This window comes from Ferrovibrio terrae (assembly GCF_943372915.1).
GTDB lineage: Bacteria > Pseudomonadota > Alphaproteobacteria > Ferrovibrionales > Ferrovibrionaceae > Ferrovibrio > Ferrovibrio terrae_A.
Map to the genome: position 1 here is coordinate 94,487 of NZ_CALSAN010000011.1, position 24,298 is coordinate 118,784.

At 63.7% G+C, this 24,298-nt stretch carries 21 protein-coding genes and 1 pseudogene; 14 read left to right on the forward strand and 8 right to left on the reverse strand.

The annotated features are described in order from the left end of the window. Both phoU and phoB read left to right on the forward strand, forming a co-directional pair. Positions 1–720, forward strand: coding sequence for a phosphate signaling complex protein PhoU (phoU, locus tag AAG821_RS10000; RefSeq protein WP_341913210.1), 720 nt, complete (start codon positions 1–3; stop codon positions 718–720). Further along, entirely contained in the window at positions 717–1,436 is a 720-nt protein-coding gene (gene phoB / locus AAG821_RS10005) for a phosphate regulon transcriptional regulator PhoB (RefSeq protein ID WP_341894146.1), read from the forward strand. The genes phoU and phoB overlap by 4 nt, the downstream gene beginning before the upstream one ends. Positions 1,437–1,506: 70 nt before the next feature. On the opposite strand, the gene AAG821_RS10010 is transcribed toward phoB, so the two are convergent. After that, positions 1,507–2,133, reverse strand: a complete 627-nt coding sequence (locus AAG821_RS10010) for an ABC transporter substrate-binding protein (protein ID WP_341913208.1) — start codon at positions 2,131–2,133, stop codon at positions 1,507–1,509. Between the two features lie 179 nt (positions 2,134–2,312). Here AAG821_RS10010 and AAG821_RS10015 point away from each other — a divergent pair, with 179 nt between their 5' ends. The 6 genes and pseudogenes from AAG821_RS10015 (at position 2,313) to AAG821_RS10040 (ending at position 9,132) form a co-directional block, all read left to right on the forward strand. Then, on the forward strand, positions 2,313–3,308 hold the full coding sequence (locus tag AAG821_RS10015; RefSeq protein WP_341913206.1) for a metalloregulator ArsR/SmtB family transcription factor: 996 nt from the start codon (positions 2,313–2,315) through the stop codon (positions 3,306–3,308). Next, positions 3,305–4,219 (forward strand): methylenetetrahydrofolate reductase [NAD(P)H], encoded by a 915-nt coding sequence (gene metF / locus AAG821_RS10020; protein WP_341913204.1) that lies wholly within the window; start codon positions 3,305–3,307, stop codon positions 4,217–4,219. Before AAG821_RS10015 ends, metF begins: the two co-directional genes overlap by 4 nt. A gap of 11 nt (positions 4,220–4,230) precedes the next feature. Further along, positions 4,231–5,310 (forward strand): homocysteine S-methyltransferase family protein, encoded by a 1,080-nt coding sequence (locus AAG821_RS10025; RefSeq protein ID WP_341913202.1) that lies wholly within the window; start codon positions 4,231–4,233, stop codon positions 5,308–5,310. Beyond that, positions 5,304–8,021: pseudogene (metH, locus tag AAG821_RS10030) on the forward strand (methionine synthase); the annotation flags it as partial. The gene AAG821_RS10025 and the pseudogene metH, both read left to right, overlap by 7 nt. Continuing rightward, the gene (locus AAG821_RS10035; RefSeq protein ID WP_341913201.1) at positions 8,018–8,476 is read left to right on the forward strand and encodes a GNAT family N-acetyltransferase; all 459 of its coding nucleotides are present in this window, start codon (positions 8,018–8,020) and stop codon (positions 8,474–8,476) included. The pseudogene metH and the gene AAG821_RS10035, both read left to right, overlap by 4 nt. A gap of 5 nt (positions 8,477–8,481) precedes the next feature. After that, positions 8,482–9,132 carry a hypothetical protein gene (locus AAG821_RS10040; protein ID WP_341913200.1) on the forward strand — a complete coding sequence of 217 codons (651 nt, stop codon included), beginning with the start codon at positions 8,482–8,484 and terminating at the stop codon, positions 9,130–9,132. A gap of 6 nt (positions 9,133–9,138) precedes the next feature. Here AAG821_RS10040 and AAG821_RS10045 read toward each other — a convergent pair whose 3' ends face one another. From AAG821_RS10045 to AAG821_RS10055, 3 genes are read right to left on the reverse strand one after another with little or no spacing between them, the layout of a single operon-like run. Beyond that, complete coding sequence (locus AAG821_RS10045) at positions 9,139–9,894, reverse strand: SDR family oxidoreductase (protein WP_341913198.1); 756 nt, start codon at positions 9,892–9,894, stop codon at positions 9,139–9,141. Continuing rightward, positions 9,888–10,568 (reverse strand): SDR family oxidoreductase, encoded by a 681-nt coding sequence (locus AAG821_RS10050; protein WP_341913196.1) that lies wholly within the window; start codon positions 10,566–10,568, stop codon positions 9,888–9,890. Before AAG821_RS10050 ends, AAG821_RS10045 begins: the two co-directional genes overlap by 7 nt. 10 nt (positions 10,569–10,578) lie before the next feature. After that, a complete protein-coding gene (locus AAG821_RS10055) occupies positions 10,579–11,559 on the reverse strand; it encodes a hypothetical protein (protein WP_341913194.1) in 981 nt (326 codons plus the stop codon). 179 nt (positions 11,560–11,738) lie between these two features. Here AAG821_RS10055 and AAG821_RS10060 point away from each other — a divergent pair, with 179 nt between their 5' ends. The 6 genes from AAG821_RS10060 (at position 11,739) to AAG821_RS10085 (ending at position 16,571) form a co-directional block, all read left to right on the forward strand. Then, positions 11,739–12,086 carry a metalloregulator ArsR/SmtB family transcription factor gene (locus AAG821_RS10060; RefSeq protein ID WP_341913192.1) on the forward strand — a complete coding sequence of 116 codons (348 nt, stop codon included), beginning with the start codon at positions 11,739–11,741 and terminating at the stop codon, positions 12,084–12,086. A gap of 12 nt (positions 12,087–12,098) precedes the next feature. Next, complete coding sequence (locus tag AAG821_RS10065; RefSeq protein ID WP_341913190.1) at positions 12,099–12,776, forward strand: cation transporter; 678 nt, start codon at positions 12,099–12,101, stop codon at positions 12,774–12,776. 165 nt (positions 12,777–12,941) lie between these two features. Continuing rightward, the gene (locus AAG821_RS10070) at positions 12,942–13,742 is read left to right on the forward strand and encodes a TerC family protein (protein ID WP_341913189.1); all 801 of its coding nucleotides are present in this window, start codon (positions 12,942–12,944) and stop codon (positions 13,740–13,742) included. Between the two features lie 201 nt (positions 13,743–13,943). Further along, a complete protein-coding gene (locus AAG821_RS10075; RefSeq protein ID WP_341913188.1) occupies positions 13,944–14,957 on the forward strand; it encodes a TerC family protein in 1,014 nt (337 codons plus the stop codon). 70 nt (positions 14,958–15,027) lie between these two features. Then, a complete protein-coding gene (locus AAG821_RS10080; RefSeq protein WP_341913186.1) occupies positions 15,028–15,654 on the forward strand; it encodes an exopolysaccharide biosynthesis protein in 627 nt (208 codons plus the stop codon). A 17-nt stretch (positions 15,655–15,671) separates the two neighbouring features. Further along, complete coding sequence (locus AAG821_RS10085) at positions 15,672–16,571, forward strand: diacylglycerol kinase family protein (protein ID WP_341913183.1); 900 nt, start codon at positions 15,672–15,674, stop codon at positions 16,569–16,571. Here AAG821_RS10085 and AAG821_RS10090 read toward each other — a convergent pair. The 4 genes from AAG821_RS10090 to AAG821_RS10105 all read right to left on the reverse strand — a co-directional run bounded on the left by AAG821_RS10090 (position 16,568) and on the right by AAG821_RS10105 (position 24,230). After that, positions 16,568–18,211 (reverse strand): isovaleryl-CoA dehydrogenase, encoded by a 1,644-nt coding sequence (locus AAG821_RS10090; RefSeq protein WP_341913182.1) that lies wholly within the window; start codon positions 18,209–18,211, stop codon positions 16,568–16,570. The genes AAG821_RS10085 and AAG821_RS10090 overlap by 4 nt on opposite strands. 82 nt (positions 18,212–18,293) lie before the next feature. Beyond that, positions 18,294–19,268 (reverse strand): hypothetical protein, encoded by a 975-nt coding sequence (locus AAG821_RS10095; protein ID WP_341913180.1) that lies wholly within the window; start codon positions 19,266–19,268, stop codon positions 18,294–18,296. 200 nt (positions 19,269–19,468) lie between these two features. After that, on the reverse strand, positions 19,469–20,518 hold the full coding sequence (locus AAG821_RS10100; RefSeq protein WP_341913179.1) for a hypothetical protein: 1,050 nt from the start codon (positions 20,516–20,518) through the stop codon (positions 19,469–19,471). 43 nt (positions 20,519–20,561) lie between these two features. Further along, on the reverse strand, positions 20,562–24,230 hold the full coding sequence (locus tag AAG821_RS10105) for a hydantoinase B/oxoprolinase family protein (protein ID WP_341913177.1): 3,669 nt from the start codon (positions 24,228–24,230) through the stop codon (positions 20,562–20,564). Positions 24,231–24,298 lie beyond the last annotated feature (68 nt).

Genomic DNA, 24,298 nt, shown 5'->3' on the forward strand with positions numbered 1-24,298 from the left:
ATGCCGCAACATATCGTCCAGAGATACGACGACGAACTGAAGAAGCTCTCCACGCTCATCGTGCAGATGGGTGGGCTGGCTGAATCGCAGCTCGCCGCCGCGGTCGATGCGATCGTCAAGCGCGACAGCAGCCTGGCTGAGGAAGTGGTCCATGGCGATGTCAAGATCGATACCCTGCGCAACCAGGTTGACGATTTTGCCATTGAGATGCTGGCGCGTCGCCAGCCGATGGCCGCCGATCTGCGCGTGATTGTTGCCGCACTGCGCATCTCGTCCGAGATCGAGCGCATCGGCGATTATGCCAAGAACGTGGCCAAGCGCGCCGTCGCGCTGAACCAGGCGCCGCTGGTGCGGCCGGTGCATGCGATCCCGCGCATGGCCGCCCTGGTGCAGGCGCTGATCAAGGATACGCTGGATGCCTATATCACCGATGATGCCGCCAAGGCCGACGCGGTCTGGGCACGCGATGAAGAGGTGGACGATCTCTACACCAGCCTGTTCCGCGAACTGCTGACCTACATGATGGAAGATCCGCGCTCGATCACGCCCTGCACGCATCTGCTGTTCATTGCCAAGAATATCGAGCGGATTGGCGATCATGCCACCAATATCGCCGAGCTGATCCACTACACGGTTCTGGGCGAGATGCCGAAGGAAGATCGCCCGAAAGGGGATGACACCGCCTATGCGGTGGTGAATGTCCCGGGAGGCCCGCGATGAATATCACGGTGAAGCCGCGTGTCCTCGTGATCGAGGACGAGGCCGCGCTGCTGGCGCTGCTGCGGTACAATCTTGAAAAGGAAAACTACACCGTCGACGAGGCGATGGATGGCGAGCAGGCCCTGTTGAAGGTGGCCGAGCATATGCCGGACCTCATCCTGCTCGACTGGATGTTGCCGCGCCTGTCCGGCCTTGAAGTTTGCCGCCAGCTGCGACGCGATCCCAATGCCCGTAACGTGCCGATCATCATGCTGACGGCGCGTGGCGAGGAAGCCGACCGCGTGCGTGGCCTCGATGCCGGGGCTGACGACTATATCGCCAAGCCCTTCTCACCCAGTGAGCTGCTGGCGCGTATCCGCGCGGTGCTGCGTCGCATCCGTCCGGCCCTGGCGGAAGAAGTGCTGACCTATGGCGGACTGGTGATGGATGTCGCCACGCACAAGGTGACGCGGAACGGCCGCGACATTCATCTCGGTCCCACCGAATTCCGCCTGCTGCGGTATTTCCTGGAACACCCCGGTCGCGTGCTGTCGCGCGACCAGCTGTTGGATGCGGTCTGGGGCCGCGACATCTATGTGGAGCAGCGCACCGTGGATGTGCATATCCGTCGCCTGCGCAAGGCGCTGAACGGTGATTCCGAGGCTGACGTGATCCGCACGGTCCGTTCGGCCGGTTACGCGCTGGAGCTGACGGCCACGCCAGCCATGAGCGCCTGACCGGATTGCCACCATAAAAAAAGGCCGGCCGTTTCGCGACGGCCGGCCTTTTGTGTTTCTGTGCTACGGCCTAGCGGCGGCCGGCAATCTGCTTTTTCATCGCGGCGAACAGAGCGTCGATCTTGCCGCCGTTGTTCTGGATTACCGATTCAAACTGCTGGCGCTGCGTGAAGGCCATCGACACGCCTTCCACCACCACATCGGTGACCAGCGGCTTGCCATCCTTGTGATGGGTTTTCCATTCAACGCGGATCGGCGGGCCGCTCGGGCGGTTGATCTGCGATTCGACGATCGACTCGCTACCGGCGGCGCGGGTGCCGTCGCGCACCTCCAGCGTCTCGCCGTTATATTGCGACAGCAGCTGCGAATAGACCTTCACCAGATACTCCTGGAAGAGCTGGTCATATTCCTTCTTCTGCTCGTCCGTGAGGCCGCGACCGTAGCGGCCAAGGCAGAAGCGACCCACGGCATCGAGATCGAGATGGGTGGTGAGCAGGGTGCGGACCAGACCTTCGCGCTTCTCGGTGGTCAGAGAACGATCGCCCAGGGCCTTCAACGTGTCGCCGCCAACCTCGCGGACGAACTGGTCAGGGGGCGTGGCAGCCTTGGCCGGCTGGACCATGCCTGGCAGGCTAAGGAGCAGGCCGGCAAGGGCGGCAAGCAGGAAGCGGCGGGGCAGCAGCAGGACAGCGGGCATGGGGGGCACAACCGTGAAAGCTTGGCGGTTAAAGCTAGGAGATACCTAATCTTTTAGGTCGAGAATAAGGCCTTAACGAGGCGAATACATAACGCGCTTGCCGGGTGAAAACCATGATTCTTTTTGAATGGGCGTTTAAGCGCTACACAAATACATAAAGATATGTTTATATTTCCGCCATGAGCGTCGAGCCGAGTTTCACCCTGGATATCCTGATGGCCGCCCTGCGGGCCGCGGCCGAGCCGACCCGGCTGCGCCTGCTGGCCCTGTGTGCCGAAGGCGAACTGACCGTGTCCGAATTGACCCAGATTCTGGGCCAGAGCCAGCCGCGCGTTTCCCGCCATCTTAAACTCCTCTGCGAGGCCGGGCTGCTTGAACGCGTGCCGGAAGGCACCTGGGCCTTTTACCGGGTGAGCGACCGGTTGGCCGGGGCGCCGCTGGTGCGCGCGCTCGCCACCCTGCTGCCGGCCACCGATGCGACGCTGGCGCGCGATGCCGAACGGCTGGTGGCCGTGAAGCGCGCCCGTGCCGATGCCGCCGAACGCTATTTCCGCGACAATGCCGCGCATTGGTCGGCGATCCGCTCGCTGCATATCGACGAGGCCCAGGTCGAGGCCACCGTGCTGAAGCTGCTGGGCGATGCGACGCCAATCGACGACCTGCTGGATATCGGCACCGGCACCGGCCGGCTGCTGGAAATCCTGTCGCCCCGGGTCAAGCGCGGCCTGGGCGTCGACATGAGCCGCGACATGCTCAGCATCGCGCGTAGCAATCTGGAACGGGCCGGCATCAAGCATTGCCAGGTGCGCCAGGCCGACATGTATGCCCTGCCGCTGGATAGTGGCAGCGTCGATGCCGCGGTGATCCATCAGGTGCTGCATTTTGCCGATGAACCGCAGAAGGTGATCCAGGAGGCGGCCCGCGTGCTCAAATCGCAGGGTCGCCTGGTGATCGTCGATTTCGCACCCCATGATCTGGAAGATCTGCGCGCCCGCCATGCCCATCGTCGCCTTGGCTTTGCTGATGCCGAGCTGCGGCACTGGTGCGCTGCTGCCGGCCTTGATCTCGACCCGGTCACGGCTCTGCCGGGCCAGCCGCTCACCGTGCATGTCTGGCGCGCCGTCAAGCGCGGCAATGCCATCCAGAATTCCCAGCAGAAGAGTGCCGCCGAATGACGCTCCCCGATAGCAATGCCCATGCCGCCCGCCGCTCGGGCCCCCTGAAGGTGTCGTTTGAATTCTTCCCGCCCAAGACGACGGAGATGGAAGAGAGCCTGTGGCGCAGCGTCACCCGCCTGGCCCCGCTGGAGCCGCGTTTTGTCTCGGTCACGTATGGTGCCGGTGGTTCCACCCGCGAACGCACGCATAACACGGTGGTCCGCATCCTCAACGAAACCGGACTGAAGCCGGCGGCGCATCTCACCTGCGTCGGTGCGTCGAAGGGCGAAGTGGACGAGGTCGCCCAGCATTACTGGCAGGCCGGCATCCGCCATATCGTGGCGCTGCGCGGCGACCCGCAGGAAGGCACCGGCGGCTTCGCGCCGCATCCGCAGGGCTATGCCAATTCCACCGATCTGATTGCCGGCCTGAAGAAGGTGGGCGATTTTGAGATCAGTGTCGGCTGCTATCCCGAGGGTCATCCGGATACGGCTTCGCCGCGTGTCGAGTTGGAGCATCTCAAGCGCAAGGTCGATGCCGGTGCCACGCGCTGCATCACCCAGTATTTCTTCGATACCGATGTCTATTTCCGTTTCCTCGACCGTGCCCGCTCGGCCGGCATCACGGTGCCGATCGTGCCCGGCATCCTGCCGGTGACCAATTTCCGCCAGGTGGTGAAATTCTCGGCCGCCTGCGGCGCCAGCGTACCGGCCTGGATGGCCGATCAGTTCGATGGCCTCGACAACGATCCTGATACCCGCCGCATGGTGGCCGCCCATATCGCTGCCGAACAGTGCCGCCGCCTGCTGACGGCCGGTATCGACGAGTTCCATTTCTATACGCTCAACCGCGCCGATCTCACCTATGCGATCTGCCACGTGCTGGGCGTGCGGCCGAAGCCGAGCATGGCCGGCGAAGCCGCCGCGTAAGGAGTATGCCGATGACCACGCTTGAGGAGCGCCAGGCGCGTCGCGCGCTGCTGGCCAAAGTCGCGAAAGAACGCATCCTGGTGCTGGATGGTGCCATGGGTACCATGTTGCAGCGTCGCAAACTGACCGAGGCCGATTATCGCGGCGACCGTTTCAAGGGCGCCAACAGCGACCTCAAGGGCAATCACGATGTCCTGAACCTGACGCGGCCCGATGTGATCCTTGCCGTGTACAAGGAATATCTCGATGCCGACGCGGACATCATCGAGACCAACACCTTCAGCGGCACCTGGATCAGCCAGGCCGACTACCATCTTGAGTCCGCCGTGCATGACATCAATCGCGAGGGCGCCCGGTTGGCGCGGCTGGCGGCGGATGAATACACCGCCAAGGATCCGTCCAAGCCGCGCTTTGTCGCCGGCGCCATGGGGCCCACCAACCGCACGGCCTCGCTGTCGCCTGATGTGAACCGCCCGGATTTCCGCAACATCACCTTTGATGAACTGAAGGATGCCTATAAGGAACAGGCGCGCGGCCTGATCGAGGGCGGCGCCGACCTGCTGCTGATCGAGACGGTGTTCGATACGCTGAATGCCAAGGCCGCTGCCTTCGGTGTCTACGAGCTGTTCGATGAACTGGGCGAGGAATGGCCCATCATGATCTCGGGCACCATTACCGATCTCTCCGGTCGCACGCTGTCGGGGCAGACCACCGAGGCTTTCTGGAACAGCCTGCGTCACACCAAGCCGTTTTCGGTCGGCCTCAATTGCGCCTTCGGCGCCGAGCAGATGCGCGCCTATATCGCTGAGCTGAGCCGCGTCGCCGATGTGCCGGTCAGTGCCTATCCCAATGCCGGCCTGCCCAACCAGTTTGGCGAATATGATGAAGCGCCACATACCACCGCCGCGCATCTGCGCGAATGGGCGCAATCGGGCCTCGTGAATATCGTCGGCGGCTGCTGCGGTACCACGCCGGAACATATCAAGGCGATTGCCGACAGTGTGAAGGGCATCAAGCCGCGTCGCATCCCGACCATTCCGCCGCAGCTGCGCCTGAGCGGCCTCGAGCCTTTTGCCGTGCCCGCCGCATGACCAGGAAAGAGTCTGACATGTCCGATCTGAAGGAACGCGGCTTCAACGGCCCGGTCTTCATCAACATCGGCGAGCGTACCAACGTCACCGGTTCGGCCAAGTTCCGCAAGCTGATCCTGAATGGCGATTTCGACGCCGCGCTCGCGGTTGCGCGCCAGCAGGTGGAGAGTGGCGCCCAGATCATCGACGTCAACATGGACGAGGGCATGCTCGACTCCAAGGCGGCGATGGTGAAGTACCTTAACCTGATCGCGTCCGAGCCCGACATCTCCCGTGTGCCGATCATGATCGACAGCTCGAAATGGGAGATCATCGAGGCCGGCCTGAAATGCGTGCAGGGCAAGGCGATCGTCAATTCGATCAGCATGAAAGAAGGCGAGGAAGCTTTCCTTGCTCAGGCCCGCAAGGTGCGCCGCTATGGCGCCGCCGTCGTGGTGATGGCATTTGACGAGCAAGGCCAGGCCGATACCGCAGACCGCAAATACGAAATCTGCGCCCGCGCCTACAAACTGCTGACCGAGAAAGTCGGTTTCCCGCCGGAAGACATCATTTTCGACCCGAATATCTTCGCGGTCGCCACCGGTATTGAGGAACACAACAATTATGCGGTCGAATTCTTTGAGGGTGCAAAACGCATCCGCGAGAACCTGCCGCACTGCCATATCTCGGGCGGTGTTTCCAATGTCTCGTTCTCCTTCCGCGGCAACGAGCAGGTCCGCGAGGCGATGCATGCCGTGTTCCTATATTACGGCATGCAGAACGGCATGGACATGGGCATCGTCAATGCCGGCCAGCTGCCGGTCTATGAGGATATCCCGCTCGAACTGCGCGAGCGCGTGGAAGACGTGCTTCTCAACCGCCGCCCCGATGCCACCGAGCGTATGCTGGAAATCGCCGAGCGCTTCAAGGGCGGCGCGCGGTCGCAGGAAATCGACATGTCCTGGCGCGAAAAGGATGTGCGCGCCCGCCTGACGCATGCCCTGGTGCACGGTATTTCCGATTTCATCGATCAGGATACCGAAGAGGCGCGCCACATCGTTGCCAGGCCGCTCGAGGTTATCGAAGGCCCGCTGATGGACGGCATGAATGTGGTGGGCGACCTGTTCGGTTCCGGCAAGATGTTCCTGCCGCAGGTGGTGAAATCCGCCCGCGTGATGAAAAAGGCGGTGGCCTATCTGCTGCCCTTCATCGAAGCCGAGAAAAATGCCGGCCCGGCCAAGACCAATGGCAAGGTGCTGATGGCCACCGTGAAGGGCGATGTGCACGATATCGGCAAGAACATCGTCGGCGTCGTGCTCCAGTGCAACAATTACGAGGTGATCGATCTCGGCGTCATGGTGTCCTGTGCCCGCATCCTGGATGAAGCCAAGAAGCAGAAGGTTGATATCATCGGCCTCAGCGGCCTGATCACGCCCAGCCTGGATGAGATGTGCTATGTCGCCAGCGAAATGCAGCGCGAAGGCCTGAACCTGCCGCTGCTGATCGGCGGCGCCACCACATCCAAGGTGCATACGGCCGTCAAGATCGCACCGAACTACCAGGGCCCGGTGGTCTATGTCACCGATGCCTCGCGCGCGGTCGGCGTCGCCGGCCGGCTGGTCTCGGCCAACGACCGCCCGGTTTATACCGACGAGATCGCAAACGAATACCGGAAGATTCGCGACATCCATGCCCGTGAGCGCAATACCGGCCCGCGCCAGAGCATTGAGGATGCGCGCCGCAACAAGACAAAGATCGACTGGAACGGCTATGCGCCGCCGCGCCCGGGGTTCCTGGGCCTGAAGGTGTTTGAGGATTACCCGATATCGGAGCTGGTCGAGCGCATCGACTGGACGCCTTTCTTTTCTTCGTGGGAGCTGCGCGGCAAGTATCCCGATATCCTGAAAGATCCCGTGGTGGGCGAGGCGGCCAGCAACCTGTTCAAGGATGCCCAGGCGATGCTCAAGCGCATCGTCGCGGAAAAGCCGATCCGGGCCTCTGCGGTGATCGGCTTCTGGCCGGCCGCGCAGATCGATGACGATGATATCGCGCTCTATGCCGATGAGACGCAGGGCGAGGAAGTGGCGCGGCTGCATATGCTGCGCCAGCAGATGAAGCGCGACCGCGACCGCGCCAATATCTCGCTGGCCGATTTCGTCGCACCGAAAGATACCGGCCTGGCCGATTATGTCGGCGCCTTTGCCGTTACCACCGGCATCGGACTGGACGACTGGATCAAGCGCGAGTTCACGGCAAAACAGGATGACTATTCCGGCATCCTGGCCCAGGCGCTGGCCGACCGCCTGGCCGAAGCCTTTGCCGAGCGCATGCATGAGCGCGTGCGCAAGGAATTCTGGGGTTATGCGGCAGATGAAACGCTGGGTAACGACGCGCTGATCGCCGAAGAGTATCGCGGCATCCGGCCGGCACCGGGCTATCCGGCCTGTCCCGACCATACCGAGAAGGCGACGCTGTTCCGCCTGCTTGATGCCACTGCGAAGGCCGGCATCACGCTGACCGAGAGTTTTGCCATGTGGCCCTCGGCCGCGGTCAGCGGCTGGTATTTCAGCCACCCGCAGGCGGAGTATTTCGGCATTGGCCGTATCGAGCGTGACCAGGTCGCCGATTACGCCAAACGCAAGGACATGGACCTCGCCACCATGGAACGCTGGCTGGCGCCGAATCTGGCCTATGATCCGGCGCGCGAGAATGCTGCCGAGGCCGCCGAGTGAGCCTGCAGTTCAGACGGGCCACCGCGGCCGACCTGCCCGAGATCGTGCGCCTGCTGGCTGACGACCATCTGGGCGGCGGCCGTGAGCGGTATACCGATCCGCTGCCGCCCGAATATGGCATCGCCTTTGCCGGCCTGCAGCGCATCGGCGCCGAGGTGATCCTGGCGCTGAATGAAGCCGGTGCCGTCATCGGTTGCTTGCAGTTGCTGGTGCTGCCTGGTCTTGGCAGCCTGGGCAAGCAGCGCGCCCAGATCGAAGCCGTGCGCATCGAGAGCAGTCTGCGCGGCAAGGGCCTGGGTTCGGAGCTGATCCGCCACGCTGTCGCACGGGCAAAAGAGAAGGGCTGCAAGGTGGTGCAGTTGACCTCCGACAACAGCCGGCAGGGCGCGCACCGTCTCTACGAGCGGCTGGGTTTCAAGGCCAGTCATGTCGGCATGAAGCTGTATCTGGAGTGAGGGGCGTGACGTATACCCGCAGCACACCCAGCCCGCGCTACACCCAGCTTGTCGATTTCTACAAGCAGATGCATGACGCCGGCACCGGCAAGCTCCAGTCCAGCGAGACCTTTGATGGCGCCAGCCTGGCGCCGCATATCGCCCGCATCCGCATGGTCATCCAGGAGTTCCGCTCCAAAACGCTGCTGGACTATGGCTCGGGCAAGGGCAGCTATTACCAGAAAAAGTCCTTTCCGGTTGCGGGCAGCAAGAAGCTGGGCTCCCTGCAGCAATACTGGGGCCTGCAGCACCTGCATCTCTATGATCCTGGCTATCCGCCGCTGGCGACCCTGCCGGATGAAGTGTTCGATGGCGTGATCTGCACCGATGTGATGGAGCATATCCCGGAAGAGGATATGGACTGGGTGGTGGATGAACTGCTCGGCTATGGCCGCCACTTCGTCTATGCCTGTATCGCGCTATACCCGGCGGAAAAGACCTTCCCCGATGGCAGCAATGTGCATGTCACCCTGAAGGATCCGAAATGGTGGGTCGAATGCTGGGAGCGGCGGCGCCAGGCGATGCTGGCGCGCGACGGCAAGGCGCCACATTATTACCTGATCTTCTTTGCCAGCGCCGGGGATGGCAATCCACTCGCGCTGACCTCGAAACGCTGAACGGCTTCAGCGGCCGCCAGCGACATCCAGCAGGGCGCCATTGACGTAGCTGCTGGCATCATCCAGCAGCCAGATGATCGCTTCGGCCACTTCTTCTGCTGTACCGGCCCGACCCAGCGGTGCGGTCTTGCCCAGGCGCTCGGCGCGGTCCGGCTCGCCGGCACTGGCATGGATGTCGGTCTCGATGATGCCCGGCCGCACGGCATTCACACGGATGCCTTCCGGGCCGAGTTCCTTTGACAGGCCGAGTGTCAGCGTATCGATGGCACCTTTCGAGGTGGCGTAATCGACAAACAGGTTCGGCGAGCCCAGCCGCGCCGCCACCGATGACAGGTTGACGATACCGCCACCCTTGCCGCCACGCCGAGTCGACAGGCGCCGCGCCGCTTCGCGGGCGCAGAGCACGCTGCCGAGGATGTTGGTGTCGAACAGGCGCTTCAGACGTTCCAGCGGCATGTCAGCCAGATCGGCGGTCGGCGCCACCACGCCGGCATTGTTGACCAGGCCATCCAGTTTGCCGAAGGCCTTCTCGGTGGCGTCGAACATGGCGATCACGTCGGCCTCGATGGCGACATCGCCTTTGATGGCAATGGCGCGCCCGCCGGCTTTGTGCACGGCCTGCACGGTCTCCTGCGCCGCCTTTTCATTGCCGGCATAGTTCACGCCGACCGACCAGCCGCGCTGGCCGGCCAGGATCGAGACGGCGCGACCGATGCCGCGACTGCCGCCGGTGACCAGGATCGTCTTTGCTGTGCTCACCATGGGATCTCGCTGCCGTCATAGTTGAAGAATTTTCCTGTGTCTTTCAGCGTCAGGCCGTCGATCACCTTTTTCAGCCCGGCACCGCTGGTGGCCACATCGATATCGGCGCCGGCACCGCCCATATCGGTCTTCACCCAGCCGGGATGCAGGGTGATGCAGCTGATGCTGCTGGATTTCAGGTCGAGCGCCAGATTGTGCATGCCGGCATTGATCGCGGCTTTCGAGGCGCGATAGGCATAGGCGCCGCCACCGCCGGCGGCAATCGATCCCATGCGGCTGGAGATGGTGGCGATCTTGGCCCCACCTTTCGCAGCTTTCAGATGCGGCAGGAAAGCGAGTGCCAGTTTCATCGGCGCCACGCTGTTGACCTGCAGCACCTGCAGGTAGGTGTTGAAATCACTCACCGTCAGCGCGCCGTCGCGATGGCCATAGATGCCGGCATTGTTCAGCAGCAGGTCGATGGCTGTGCCCTGGTATTTCTGCGCCAGCGCATCCACGGCCGCATAGTCGGTCACTTCCAGCGCCTCGATGCTGACGCCCCGCACATCCTTCAGCGCCTTGGCGCTTTGCGGTTCGCGACAGGTGGCGATGATGGTCCAGCCGTCGGCAGCATAACGCTTGGTCAGTTCCAGGCCGATGCCGCGATTGGCGCCGGTGATCAGCAGGGTAGGCATGCTTTGCTCCTTAAGCGGGACGCGCCGCGATGCGGCGATACAGCGGTCGCAGCAACCCGGGCAGCATATACATCGGCAGCTGGCCCATGGCGAAAAACACCACCATGTCGAAGACGGCGCGGTCGGCCAGTGACACCATCACCAGGCCCATGTTGCAGTTGCCGGTCAGGATGCCGAGCGTCAGTGCCGCAGCCTGTCCGAAGCGGAAGACAAAGCGGCCGACGGCATAGCCGAGCGCCTGCAGGGCCAGGTTGGCGATGAAGGCCGAGGCTGTCGCGAGCAGCACATAACCCGGCTGCGCCATCAGCTTGACGGCGACGCCGTCCATGATGGCGATGGCAAACAGCACCAGCGCCAGCACCGAACTGCCGTCCATCAGCCGTTGGTTCTTCTTCAGCCAGCCCGGCGGCAGCTTCCAATGCGCCAGCAGGGCGGCAGCAAAGGCGAAGCCGACCATCAGCGCCAGCCGCCCCATGAATTCGGCCAGCGACATCTGCACTTCAATGTCGAGCAGCAGCAGCGCCAGCGGCGGCAGCGTGAAGGGCACCAGCGCGGTGGCGATCACCATGACGATGACGGCCAGTGCCGCATCCAGCCCGAGGATGAGCGCAAAGGCCACTGTTGCCGTCACCGGCGGGGCGGCCGACATCAGCACGATGGCTTCCATCAGCGGCCGTGGCAGGCCGAGCGGCGTCAGCACGGCAAACATCAGCAGCGGACAGACCAGCAGCAGAAAGATGATGATCGGCACGAACAGCAACGGTCGTCGCGCATAGGCCTGGAAGGCGCTCCAGTCGAGCCGCATCAGCGACAGCGACAGCGGCAGCAGCAGGAAGACCACCAGGCCCGGCCGCAGCAGACTGGCCAGCGGCGGGATGGCGAGGCCGACCAGCACGCCGCCAAACAGGAATTTGGTGGCATGGCGGCCCATGTAATCCAGCGGCCACCAGAGCAGGGTGCGGATCATGGGCGGCGCTTCCGGATAGGGCATGGGGGTGTTTCACGTGAAACATACCCGGAACAGACTGTCAGGCGAGGCATACGGATCATCACGAAACGGCTGTGGATTTATCGTTATATCCGAGCAGCATAGACCCCGGAGGCGGGGCAGGCGAGGGCGGAATTGTACTGCTTGACACTTAACTCTTAAACATTTAAATAGATATTGAAATGTTTGATATTAGCCATATCGAAGATGCCGAGGTGATTCAGCTGGCCGACATGTTCCGGCTGCTGGGCGATCCCTCGCGTCTGCGTCTGGTGGTGGCGCTCTGCGCCGGGCCGAGCCCCGCCACCGCCGCCGCCGAAGCCGCCGGCCTGTCGCCGCAGCTCGCCAGCCATCATCTGCGATTGCTGAAGGCGGCGCGGCTGGTGCGCGGCATCCGGCGTGGCCGGCAGATCTATTACGATCTCGCCGACGACCATGTGCGCCACATGCTGGCTGACATGGCCGATCACGTTGCCGAGCCGCACAAGGATGAGGCGGCGCTCGACGATGCTCTCGAACCCACAGTCTGATCAGGTGTAGCCATGGGTGCGTCCTGCTGTTCTCCCGCGCATAACCACAATCACAGTCATGATCACCATGATCACGATCATGACCATGGCAACGCCGCGCGTCCGGTGCTGTGGATCGCGCTGCTGCTGAATGCCGGCATGTTTGTCGTGGAACTGGGCGGCGGCCTCAGCGCCGGTTCAACATCGCTGCTGGCTGATTCCGCTGATTTCCTGGGCGATGCCGCCAATTACGGCCTCGCGCTGGCGGTGCTGTCGATGGCACTGGTCTGGCGCGCCCGCGTCGCCCTGCTCAAGGGCATCACCATGGGGCTATTCGGCCTCTGGGTCGCGGCCATGACCGTCAATCACGCGCTCAGTGGCACGGTTCCCGAAGCGGCAACTATGGGCGTGATCGGCTTCGCAGCCCTGGCGGTGAATGTGCTGGTCACCGTGCTGCTCTATCGCTTCCGCAAGGGCGACAGCAATATGCGCGCAGTGTGGATCTGCAGCCGCAACGATGCGTTGGGCAACCTCGCCGTGATGGCGGCGGCCAGCGGCGTGTTCATGACCGGTAGCGCCTGGCCCGATCTGGCCGTGGCCGCCTTCATGGCAGCACTGGCGCTCTGGGGCTCGGCCCAGGTGATCCTGCATGCGCGGCGCGAGTTGCGGCAGGACCAGGCTGTGGCGCCGGTGCCGGGAACGGCCGACTGAGCATCGGCAGGCCCGGGACATAAAATTCCCGTATACTGCCGCCTTGAAATTACCTCAGTTCCGAGTAGATTGCAGCCCACGTCCGGGCCCCTCTGGCTGCCATGAACGGGATGGCAGTGATGTCGGACGGCTTTTCGCAAAAGCCCCCCCGCCCAGGGTATTATTATGGACCTCTCGGTTTTCCTTGAACCGGCAGCGCTGCTCGCGTTGGCCGGCCTTATTGCCCTCGAACTCGTCCTCGCGGTCGACAACCTGATCTTCATCACCATCCTCACCAGCCGGCTGCCGGAGCATCAGCAGCCGCTGGGCCGCAAGCTCGGTCTGCTGGGCGCGGTCATCACCCGCGTCATGCTGCTGCTTTCGGCGGCCTGGCTCATCACGCTCACGGCGCCCTGGTTCACCGTTTTCGATATCGAGATTTCCGGTCGCGACCTGGTGCTGATCCTCGGCGGCCTGTTCCTGATCTGGAAGGCGACCATGGAAATCCATGAGCGCGTCACGCCGAAGGAAAGCGACGAGATGGAAGATGGTCCGGTGGTTGCAGGAGCGCCTGCGCCGCAGAAGAAGTATCCTGCCTTCTGGGCGATCATCGGCCAGATTGCGGTGCTGGATATCGTCTTTTCGCTCGACAGCGTGATCACCGCCATCGGTCTGGCGCGTCAGATCGAGATCATGGTCGCCGCCGTGCTGATTTCGGTCGCCATCATGGTGGCGCTGGCCGAGCCGCTCGCCCGTTTCGTCAAGAAGAACCCGAATGTCGTCATGCTGGCGCTGTCGTTCCTCGTCATGATCGGTATGGCCCTGGTGGCCGAAGGTTTCGACGTCGAGATCCCCAAGGTCATGATTTACGGCGCCATGGCTTTCTCGGTGGCGGTCGAACTGCTGAACATGGCCTCACGCCGGGCCAAACTCAGCAGCACCTATCGCGCCATCCGCGACCCCGAAGGCCGCAGCGAAGCCGACTGAGCGCAGAGGGGCTGGTTAAAAGCAGAAGAGGCGGGCCATGTGTCCGCCTCTTTTTTTGCCCCATCGCCGGGCTCCACCCTTGATCTGGATTGTTTGCCGCCTAAATGCACCTTTTGCATTCGGGCCCCTCTGGTTGCCGCATTCCGGACGGCAGCGATGTCGGATGCCATCGCCGCCATATTCCGGATACGGAACGCCAGCATGGACAGCATCCTCGCGGTCTCGACCGCCTTTGTCTCAAACGATTTTCTCGGCAAGCCGGTTTGGCTATGGGGCGCCTTTATGGCGCTTGTCGCCACCCTGCTTGCCTTCGATCTGGGTGTCCTGCATCGCCAGCAGCGCGATATCGGTGTCGGCGAAAGCCTCGCCCTGAGTGCTGGGTATATTGCCATCGCCTGCATCTTCGGCGGCTGGGTCTGGTGGCAGTATGGTGGCTCCACCGGTATGGACTGGTATACCGGCTTCTTCGTCGAGAAGAGCCTGTCGCTCGACAATGTTTTCGTCATCGCCCTGATCTTCGGCTACTTCGCCATCCCGCGGCAGTATCAGCATCGCGTGCTGTTCTGGGGTATTCTGGGCGTAATCGTGCTGCGCGGCATCATGATTGCCCTTGGTGCAGCGCTGGTCAGTGAGTTCAGCTGGATTCTCTACGTCTTTGGTGCCTTCCTCGTGCTCACCGGCATCAAGATGCTGCTGGCTTCCGATAAGCCGAAAGATCTGGCCGACAATCCGCTGCTCAAGTTGCTGAAACGTCATCTGCGCGTAACGCCCGGATTGCATGGTCAGCACTTCTTCGTGCGTCAGCCCCGCGAGACGGATGGCAAGCCGGTCCTCTGGGCTACGCCGCTGTTTTTGGCGCTGATCCTGGTCGAGGCTGCGGATCTCGTCTTTGCTGTAGACAGCGTGCCCGCCATCTTCGCCATCACGCAGGACCCGTTCATTGTCTATACCAGCAATATTTTCGCCATCCTGGGTCTGCGCGCGCTGTATTTCGCCCTCGCGGCGATGATTCACCGGTTCCATTACCTGAAATATGCTCTGGCGGCGGTGCTGATCTTCATCGGAGGCAAGATCTTTCTGGTCAATATCATCGGCAAGATTCCGGCCGCCTTATCGCTGGGCGTCACGCTCGGCCTGATCGCCACCGGCATTGTGGCCTCGCTGCTGCTGACCCGCCCGCAAAAGCAGAATCCGGCCGCTGCGGCCGAGCCCTGATGGTGCTGCATGCCGTGCTTTTGCCCCATTCGCCCCCCATCATCGCGGGATGAACACAGACTGCGCCGAAATGCCGTCCTCCCCGCCGCGCCGTTCCAGCATCGCGAGTGATCTTGCCCGCCTGCGCCGGCATGGTCGCCATGATGGCATGACGGTGGCGGCGGCCGGCGAGGTGATGGCTCAGAGATCCACGCCGCTGTTGCTGCTGTTTCTGGGACTGCTGGGGTTCGTCCCATCGCCGGGGTTGCCGCTCGGCCTGATCACCGGCTCGCTGGTCATCTGTGTTGCTGTCGGCCTGCTGCTGCGCCCGAACAATCCGCCGATCCCCGGCCTGCTGGGCCGTCGGCGCCTGTCGGCCGGGCTGCTGCACCGGTTCATGCGCTTTGCCATCCCCTTCGTGCGCCGGCTGGAGCGGCTGTTCCGCCCGCGCCTGACCTGGGTGGTGAGTGGCCTGGGCGTTGCCGTCGCCGCCGTCGCCATTCTGATCCAGGGTATCGGCCTGGCGCTGCCCCTGCCTTTCGGCAATCTGCCCTTCGCCTTCGGTATCGTGCTGATCGCGCTTGGCCTGCTGACCCGTGACGGCCTCGGTGCGCTGGCCGGGCATTTTGTCGGGATCGCCAGTACGGCCTTGTTCGTTACACTTGGGATCGGCCTGTTTCGGGCCGGCGCGGACCTCTCGATCCTGCTGCCCTGGTAACCCATGACCACCGCCCCATGACCACATCCATTGTCATCAACGCCGAATCCGGCACGGCGCGCCAGTATGGCGCCGCGGCGCTGCGCGAGCTGATCCACACGGCGGCGGCCAAGGCCGGCCAGCCCGATGTCGATGTGCAACTGGTAGCACCGGCACAGTTGCCGAAGGCGCTGACTGCTGCCGCACGGGGTAGCACGGAAGTGTGGGTCGGGGGTGGCGATGGCACGTTGCGAACGGCTGCGGAGTTGGCCATGAAGCGCGATATCGTGCTGGGTGTGCTGCCGCTCGGCACCATGAACCTGCTGGCGCGCGATCTGAACATTCCGCTGGAAATCGAAAATGCCGTGGCCGCGCTGTGCGCCGCCAGCGTGGCCGCCATCGATGTCGGACGGGTGAACCAGAGCCTGTTCCTCAACAAGTCGGCGCTGGGCCTTTACCCGGAAATGGTGGTGGATCGCGAGCGACGCCAGCGCCTGTTCGGCCTGACCAAATGGCCGGCCATGATACGGTCGGCCTGGCGCGCGGTGCGCCGCCACCGCATGATGGAAATCACCATCGACCATCATGGCCAGCGCTCAGAAATCCTGTCGCCGGCCATTGTGGTGGCGGTGGGCAGCTACGAATTCAATGCCGGCCGACTGTTCAACCGCGCCGATCTGCAAAGCGGCGAACTCACCATCTATGTCAGCCATGAGAAAACCTGGCTTGGTTCGGCCAGCCAGTTGGCCAAGCTGTTCCTCGGGACGTTGCAGAACGATCCGTCACTGCAGGTGATCAAGGCGCATAATTTGCAGATCGATTTTTCCCGCACCAAGCCGGTCGCCAATGATGGCGAGATCGACATGCTGAAAGGCCCGATCCGCTACGCCGTGGCGCCGCAGGCGCTCAAGGTCCGCATGCCGGTGGAGGCGACCTAAACCGGCAGCGCCCGGTCGGCGATGGCGCGGGTGTCGACGCCTTTCGGCAAGGTGCCGAAGGCATGGCCCCAGTCGCCACCGAGCCGCGAGGCGCAGAAGGCATCGGCCACGGCAGCACTGGAATGGCGCACCAGCAGGGCGCCCTGCAGCGTCACCATCATCTTCTCCACCACGCGCCGCGCGCGATGCTCGATCTCGCTCAGATCGGCGAATTCGGTCTTCAGGTCGTTGATCGCCGCATCCAGCCGCTTGTCGTTGCCGCGCGCCGGGATCAGGTCGGCGAAATAGGCCTCCAGCCCGTCCGGGCTTTTCTGCATCGCGCGCAGCACATCCAGGCACATCACATTGCCCGAACCCTCCCAGATCGAATTGAGCGGGATTTCCTTGTACAGCATGCCGAGCGGGCCCTCATCGACATAGCCGTTGCCGCCATGCACCTCCATGGCTTCGACCACGGCATTGGGTGCGCGCTTGCAGATCCAGTATTTGACTGCCGGCGTGCACAGGCGGCGGAAAGCAGCTTCCACCGGATCGTCTTCCGCGCGGTCAAACGCGCGCGCCAGCCGCAGCGCCAGTGCAGTGGCAGCCTCGGATTCAATCGCCAGGTCGGCCACCACATTGGTCATCAGCGGCTGGTCGATCAGGTGACGCTGGAAGGCGCGGCGGTGCGCCACGTGATGCAGCGCCTGCGCGACGGCACCGCGCAGCAGCCCGGTCGAACCCAGCGCGCAGTCGAGCCGCGTATAGGTGCCCATTTCAATGATCGTGGGCACGCCGCGGCCTTCCTCCCCCAGCAGCCAGCCATGGGCATTGTGGAATTCCACCTCGGAGGAAGCATTCGACTTGTTGCCGACCTTGTCCTTCAGGCGCTGTACCTGCACGGCATTCTTGGTTCCGTCGGGCAGCCAGCGCGGCACGAAGAAGCAGCTCAGGCCATGGGGCGACTGTGCCAGCACCAGATGCGCGTCATTCTGCGGGCAGGAGAAAAACCATTTATGGCCGTTGATGATGTATTCCTCGCCTGGCCCGCCGGCACCGACGGGCTTTGCGACGGTTGTGTTGCTGCGCACATCCGAGCCGCCCTGCTTTTCGGTCATGCCCATGCCGATCAGGGCGCCGGTCTTCTGCGTCACCGGCCGATTGCTGCCGTCATACTGGCGCGAATAGATCTTCGGCAGCCAGGTTTCGGCCAGATGCTTGTCCTTGCGGATCGCCGGCACGCTGCCATAGGTCATCGTGGTGGGGCACTGGCTGCCCGGCTCGATCTGCGCATGCATGATATAGGCGGCGGCACGTGCCACATGGGCACCCGGCTTGGGCTCGGCCCAGGGCGCCGAATGCAGGCCTTCACCGATGATCAGCGCCATGATGCTGTGCCAGGCCGGATGGAATTCAACCTCGTCAAGCCGGTGGCCGAAGCGGTCGAACAGTTTCAGTTGCGGCGGATTTTTATGAGCCAGCCGGCCCTGCTCGATGGTCTCGGCATCGCCCAGCCGGCTGCCATAGACGGTGAGGCGGTCCTTCGCCCAGTCGGCGCCGTTGAGCTCGGTCGCCTGCATCAGGGCATGATCGGTCGTGAACAGATTGTAATCCTCCAGCGCCGGCGGCTGGTTGAGGACATCGAATACGGTATCCGTCATGGCGTTTCTCCCTGGGCCGGAGTCTAGCAGCCTGCCGGCGCTTGGAAAGACTGCCGTAAGGGGAGGGGCCTGAAACGCCGGTTCAGAACCGCATCGCCAGATTGAGGCGGGCCTGGGTGAGATAGGGATCTGCCGTGCCGGCCATGTCATCCTGCGTCACCGTATAGCCGGCCATCAGGGTCATGGCGCGGCTGGCCAGCGCTGCCGGTGTCCAGTGCAGTTGCAGGTCCAGATTCTGCCGGCGGCCATAGAGCGGCACGGCGTTGCGGGTATTGAGGTCGCGTTTCTCGCCAAGGCCGAATTCGTGGCTGGCGGTCAGGTTGAGGGATTCGCCCAGCGGCACGCCGAGCTGCAGGCCGAGGATGTTGAGATCGCGCTCGGTGCCATAGGTGTATTCGTTGCGGCGCTGCGCCGAGGCGCCGAGTCTGTAGCCGCTGGCGAAATGCTGGGCGACGGCGATCCGGTGGCGCTCGTTGCTGCTGGCCGACAGCGGATTGCCGGGCGAGGACTCGGTCGTATAACCGGTCGACAGCGTCAGGGTCAGGTCATGCGCGATCATGGCGGATACGGAATTGTCGATGCCAAAGCGCCGGCTGCTGCTGCCGGCCAGATCGCTCCAGTTGGCGGCGGCATCTGGATCGACCTTGAAGGTGAGGCCGTATTCCTCGTAGGCGAGGCCGAATTTGCTGCGGGCCGAGCGGTTTTCGTTGTCGCTGCTGCCGCTCTGGCTGATGGCACTGTCGTTGCTCAGCGCCAGTCCGTCGAAAAACGGCACATCATAGGCTTTCTGCAGCGCGCCCGGGGCCGCATCGCGCTCGCTGTAGACGGTCATCTTGTCGCTGTCGGTGTCGATCTGCGGCAACGTGTCGAAACGGCGGCTCAGCAGGCTGACATCGCCGGGCGCAAACAGTGGCTGGCGTGTCAGCAGATAATTGCCCTCATCGGGGTTGTAGGCGAGCAGCGCCAGGTCGCTGCGCAGGGTCTCGGGCAGGCTCTCCACATCGGGCAGGACCGGGATGACCTGGCAATAGCCGGCATCGGCCGGGGTGATAATCATCGGGCAGGGCGGCAGCCGGGATTGTGCGCTGATATCCGGCGACGTCAATGCCGTCAGCAGGCCGGCAAGCGCACACAGAAAAACGGCGCTGGATCGGATGCGACAGGCCAAGATCCCTCTTCCCGAATATGACACCGGAGGCGATGAATCTTTTTAGCCAGAGGCCTGTGGCAGAATTGCGGCAGGATTGGTGGCGATTTTCAGCCGGCCACAGCCAGCCAGAGCCGGGCGATGGCCGCCGGGCTGTAATGGGTGGCGACATGCGCCTGGCCGGCCAGGGTACGCTCGATCACGGCAGCCGGATCGGCCAGGCCGGCCATCACAGCCTGCGGCAGCGATTCTGCCAGCGCGATATACGGCGCCAGTTCGCGATAGCTCTCCAGCGGGTGGGCGAAGACCGCTCGCCCGGCCTGCAGTGCCTGCAGGGCGCGGTTGGTGCTTTTGCCGCGCACCAGGGCATTGCCATGGTCAAACGGCAGCACGACGGCATCGCAGGCCGCCAATGCAGATTGCAGCGCCGGCACCGACCAGGGCAGGGCGGCGATCTCCGCCGGCATGGCCTTGCCGCGCAGGGTCTCGAGCAGCGGCACGCCGAGTGGTTCGCAGAGCAGCGTCAGGCGCACGGGATGCCGAGACGCCAGCGCCGGCAGATCTTCACCGCAGAAGCGGTGCAGGGCGGCGGCATGGGCGCCGAAGAAGCCGAACCACAGCAGGCTGAGCGTTTCACCCGGAGCAAAACGCACGGTGTCGGCGGCGACTTCCACCACATCGCCGATCACGCTGATCCCGGCATCCGGCAGATGGTCGCGTAATTGCGTCGTCAGCGCGGCAGAGGCGGCGACGATATGGCCGGCACGGCCCAGCAGGGCGGGATAGAAGCTGCGGCAGCCAGCCGCAAGGTCGGCGCCACGCTGCTGGGCAATATAGCCGATGAAATCCTCACCCAGCTTGAGATCGCAGACATCGACGATCAGACGGTTGCCGAGTGCGGCGCCGAGCGCGCCGATGGCCTGGATATGGGCCGGCTGCAGCAGCACGCCTTCCTTGGGCTGAGTCAGGATCACCGCATCGGCATCGATCAGGTCTGCCGTCGGCTGCGCCCATTGCTCAAGGCCGAGCACGGCAGCGTCATGGCCGGCGGCGCGCAAGGCGGCGGTCGGCAGCAGGGCGCGATAGCGCAGGCTGGCCAGATCGCTATGGCCGCTGGCGAGCGTCGCTGCCGGCGCGAAGGTACAGAATCGAATCCGCATCGGGCCGCAGCTTACAGCAAACGGCCCGATCCGAGGGCGGCGATTATTCCGCCGCCTGCTTCAGGTCGACCGCCTTGCCGAAGCCGCCGCCAGACGGCGTGGAGATGACAAAGACATCGCCCGGCTGCATCGGCGTCGAGCAGCGGCCCTCCATCGGCTCCTTGGCGCCGGAGGTGCGCTCCACCCATTGCCGCCCGGTCTCGCCGGTGCCGCCGCCATCAAGACCAAAGGGTGGTACGGTGCGGTGCGACGACAGCAGCGTGGCCACCATGGGCGTGAGGAAGCGCATGCGGCGGATGGTGCCATCGCCGCCCCGGTGTTTGCCCTTGCCGCCAGAGCCGCGCCGGATGCGGAAGCTTTCCAGCAGCACCGGGAAGCGGAATTCCAGCACCTCGGGATCGGTCAGGCGGGCATTGGTCATATGCGTATGCACGGCGTCGCAGCCGTCGAAATCCGGGCCGGCGCCGCTGCCGCCGCAGATGGTCTCGTAATACTGGTACTCGTTATTGCCGAAGGTGAAATTGTTCATCGTGCCTTGCGCCGCCGCCATCACGCCGAGCGCCCCGAAGATGGTGTCGGTGATGCACTGGCTGGTCTCGACATTGCCGGCCACCGTGGCCGCCGGGTAGACCGGGTCGAGCATCGAGTTCTTCGGAATGATGATTTCCAGCGGCTTGAGGCAGCCGCCGTTCAGCGGAATGTCGGAATCCACCAGGCAGCGGAAGGCATAGAGCACGGCGGCGACGCAAACCGCGGTCGGCGCATTGTAGTTGGTCGGATGCTGGCCGGATGTACCGGTGAAGTCGATCTTGGCGGTGCGGTCCTTGTGGTTGACCGTCACCTTCACCTTGATCTCGAAGCCATCGTCCATCGGATAGGTGAATTCGCCGTCCTTCAGGCGGCTGATCACCCGGCGCACGGATTCTTCCGCATTGTCCTGTACATGGTTCATATAGGCGCGCACGACATCGAGGCCGAACTGGTCGACCATCTTGCGCAGCTCCTGCGCACCCTTCTCGCAGGAAGCGATCTGTGCCTTCAGGTCGGCGATATTCTGTGCCGGGTTGCGCGAGGGGTATTTGCCGGATTTCAGGATGGCAACCATCTCGTCTTCCAGCATGCGGCCGCCATCGACCAGCAGCACGTTGTCCAGCAGCACGCCTTCATCTTCCACGGTGCGGCTGTCCGGCGGCATCGAGCCGGGCGTGGTGCCGCCGATATCGGCATGGTGGCCACGGCTGCCCAGATAGAACAGCACCTCCTGGCCGGCCTTGTCGAACACGGGCGTGATGACGGTGACATCGGGCAGATGCGTGCCGCCGGCATACGGCGCGTTCAGCACATAGACATCGCCGGGCTTCATCTGGCCGGCACGCTTGCGCATCACGGTCTTGATGCTTTCCGACATCGATCCCAGATGCACCGGCATATGCGGCGCATTGGCGATCAGCTCGCCATCCAGATCGAAAATGGCGCAGGAGAAATCGAGGCGCTCCTTGATGTTGACCGAATAGGCGGTCTTCTCCAGCACGCTGCCCATCTGCTCGGCGATCGACATGAACAGGTTGTTGAAGATTTCCAGCATCACCGGATCGACAGAGGTGCCGATGGCCCGGCGCTCGGGCAGGGCCTCCACGCGCTTCAGCACCAGGTCGCGGCGCTCGGTCAGCTTTGCCTGCCAGCCGGGTTCCAGCACGATGGTGCTGGTCGGCTCGATCACGATGGCCGGCCCCTTGATGGTCTCGCCCGGCCGCAAGGCGGCGCGGTCATAGACCGGCGTGTCGCGCCAGCTGCTGGCCATATAGGCCTTGCGCCGGGCCAGCACCGGGATGGCATCCTGCGCGCGCGGATCGACGATCTTTTCCACCGCATCGGGCGCGCGTTCGCCCTGGCCGACCACTTCCACCGCCACGGAACCGGCGATCAGTGCCTTTTCCGGGCTGATGAAGCCGAAGCGCTGGCGATGCGCGGCCTCGAAAGCGGCCTTGATCTGTGCCAGCGTGCCGAACTCGACTTCCAAGGCAGAGTCGGAGCCGCCATAGCGCACATGCAGCTTGCGGATCACCGTGATTTTCTCCGGTGCCACACCCTGGCGCAGCATCTCGGCATGGGACTCCGCCGCCAGCGCATCCAGCGCCTTCGACAGGCCGGGCAGGGCGGCAGCGTCCAGCGTCACTTCTGCCGACTTTTCCTTCAGCACGCGCTGGTCGGCCAGGCCCATGCCATAGGCTGACAGCACACCGGCCAGTGGATGCAGCAGCACTTCGGTCATGCCGAGTGCATCGGCCACCAGGCAGGCATGCTGGCCGCCGGCGCCGCCGAAGCTGGACAGCACGTATTTGGTTACGTCATAGCCGCGCGCCACGGAAATCTTCTTGATCGCGTTGGCCATGTTCTCGACGGCAATGGCGAGGAAGCCCTCGGCCATCTCCTCGATGCTGCGCGTATCGCCACTCTCGGCCTTCACGCGGGCCTGCAGCTCGGCGAACTTGGTCTTGACGACGTCGGCATCCAGCGGCTGGTCGCCATTGGGGCCGAAGACGGCGGGGAAGAAATCGGGCTGCAGCTTGCCCAGCACCACGTTGCAGTCGGTCACCGCCAGCGGCCCGCCGCGGCGATAGCAGGCCGGGCCGGGATTGGCGCCGGCAGAATCCGGCCCCACGCGATAGCGCGCGCCATCGAAATGCAGGATCGAACCGCCGCCGGCCGCCACGGTATTGATCATCATCATTGGCGCACGCATGCGCACGCCGGCCACCATGGTCTCGAAAGCGCGTTCGTATTCGCCGGCATAATGGCTCACATCGGTGGAGGTGCCACCCATGTCGAAGCCGATCACCTTCTGGAAGCCGGCCCGGGTCGAGGTTTCCACCAGGCCGACCACGCCGCCGGCCGGGCCGGACAGGATGCTGTCCTTGCCCTGGAAGAAGTTGGCATCGGCGAGGCCACCGTTGGATTGCATGAACATCAGCCGCAGTGCTGTGTTGGCCGCATCCAGCTCGCTGCCCACCTGGTCGACATAGCGGCGCAGGATCGGCGAGACATAGGCATCGACCACCGTGGTGTCGCCACGGCTGACGAACTTGATCAGCGGCGAGACCTGGTGGCTGGCCGAAACCTGCGTGAAGCCGAGCTTCTTCGCAAGGGCCGCGACTTTCGCCTCATGATCGGTATAGCGGTAACCATGCATGAACAGCACGGCGACGCTGCGGATGCCATCGGCAAAGGCCGCCTTCAGGGCTGTCTCGGCGGCTTTCAAATCCAGCGGGGTCTCGATGCTGCCGTCGTTGCGCACGCGCTCAGGGATTTCCACCACGCGCTCATACAGCATCTCGGGCAGCTGGATATGCAGGGCGAAGAGATTCGGCCGGGTCTGGTAGCCGATGCGCAGCTGATCGGCGAAGCCTTGCGAAACCAGCAGCAGCACGCGGTCGCCCTTGCGCTCGAGCAGCGCGTTGGTCGCGACCGTGGTGCCCATCTTGACGGCGGCGATCTTGCCCTTGGGCAGCGCGTCGCCGGGTTTCAGGCCCAGCAGATCACGGATGCCCTGCACGGCGGCATCCTTGTAACGCTCCGGGTTTTCCGACAGCAGCTTGTGGGTGACGATCTCACCACCCGGCTTGCGGCCGACGATATCGGTAAATGTGCCGCCGCGATCGATCCAGAATTCCCACTGGCTCTGGGGGGGCATGGTTTCAACAGACTGGGACATCGCAGCGAACTCCGGGGTTTTCCGTATCGTATAATGGCCGGGGCAGACTCGTCACGCCCCGGGCGGCA

Excerpts from the sequence above, each read along its gene's own strand:
- AAG821_RS10015 (WP_341913206.1), top strand. The coding sequence starts at position 2,313 with ATGAGCGTCGAGCCGAGTTTCACCCTGGATATCCTGATGGCCGCCCTG.
- AAG821_RS10025 (WP_341913202.1), top strand. The coding sequence starts at position 4,231 with ATGACCACGCTTGAGGAGCGCCAGGCGCGTCGCGCGCTGCTGGCCAAA.
- AAG821_RS10070 (WP_341913189.1), top strand. The coding sequence starts at position 12,942 with ATGGACCTCTCGGTTTTCCTTGAACCGGCAGCGCTGCTCGCGTTGGCC.
- phoU (WP_341913210.1), top strand. The coding sequence starts at position 1 with ATGCCGCAACATATCGTCCAGAGATACGACGACGAACTGAAGAAGCTC.
- AAG821_RS10105 (WP_341913177.1), bottom strand. The coding sequence starts at position 24,230 with ATGTCCCAGTCTGTTGAAACCATGCCCCCCCAGAGCCAGTGGGAATTC.
- AAG821_RS10085 (WP_341913183.1), top strand. The coding sequence starts at position 15,672 with ATGACCACATCCATTGTCATCAACGCCGAATCCGGCACGGCGCGCCAG.
- AAG821_RS10095 (WP_341913180.1), bottom strand. The coding sequence starts at position 19,268 with ATGATTATCACCCCGGCCGATGCCGGCTATTGCCAGGTCATCCCGGTC.
- phoB (WP_341894146.1), top strand. The coding sequence starts at position 717 with ATGAATATCACGGTGAAGCCGCGTGTCCTCGTGATCGAGGACGAGGCC.
- AAG821_RS10010 (WP_341913208.1), bottom strand. The coding sequence starts at position 2,133 with ATGCCCGCTGTCCTGCTGCTGCCCCGCCGCTTCCTGCTTGCCGCCCTT.
- AAG821_RS10100 (WP_341913179.1), bottom strand. The coding sequence starts at position 20,518 with ATGCGGATTCGATTCTGTACCTTCGCGCCGGCAGCGACGCTCGCCAGC.
- AAG821_RS10060 (WP_341913192.1), top strand. The coding sequence starts at position 11,739 with ATGTTTGATATTAGCCATATCGAAGATGCCGAGGTGATTCAGCTGGCC.
- AAG821_RS10050 (WP_341913196.1), bottom strand. The coding sequence starts at position 10,568 with ATGCCTACCCTGCTGATCACCGGCGCCAATCGCGGCATCGGCCTGGAA.
- AAG821_RS10090 (WP_341913182.1), bottom strand. The coding sequence starts at position 18,211 with ATGACGGATACCGTATTCGATGTCCTCAACCAGCCGCCGGCGCTGGAG.
- AAG821_RS10075 (WP_341913188.1), top strand. The coding sequence starts at position 13,944 with ATGGACAGCATCCTCGCGGTCTCGACCGCCTTTGTCTCAAACGATTTT.
- AAG821_RS10045 (WP_341913198.1), bottom strand. The coding sequence starts at position 9,894 with ATGGTGAGCACAGCAAAGACGATCCTGGTCACCGGCGGCAGTCGCGGC.
- AAG821_RS10055 (WP_341913194.1), bottom strand. The coding sequence starts at position 11,559 with ATGCCCTATCCGGAAGCGCCGCCCATGATCCGCACCCTGCTCTGGTGG.
- AAG821_RS10065 (WP_341913190.1), top strand. The coding sequence starts at position 12,099 with ATGGGTGCGTCCTGCTGTTCTCCCGCGCATAACCACAATCACAGTCAT.
- metF (WP_341913204.1), top strand. The coding sequence starts at position 3,305 with ATGACGCTCCCCGATAGCAATGCCCATGCCGCCCGCCGCTCGGGCCCC.
- AAG821_RS10080 (WP_341913186.1), top strand. The coding sequence starts at position 15,028 with ATGCCGTCCTCCCCGCCGCGCCGTTCCAGCATCGCGAGTGATCTTGCC.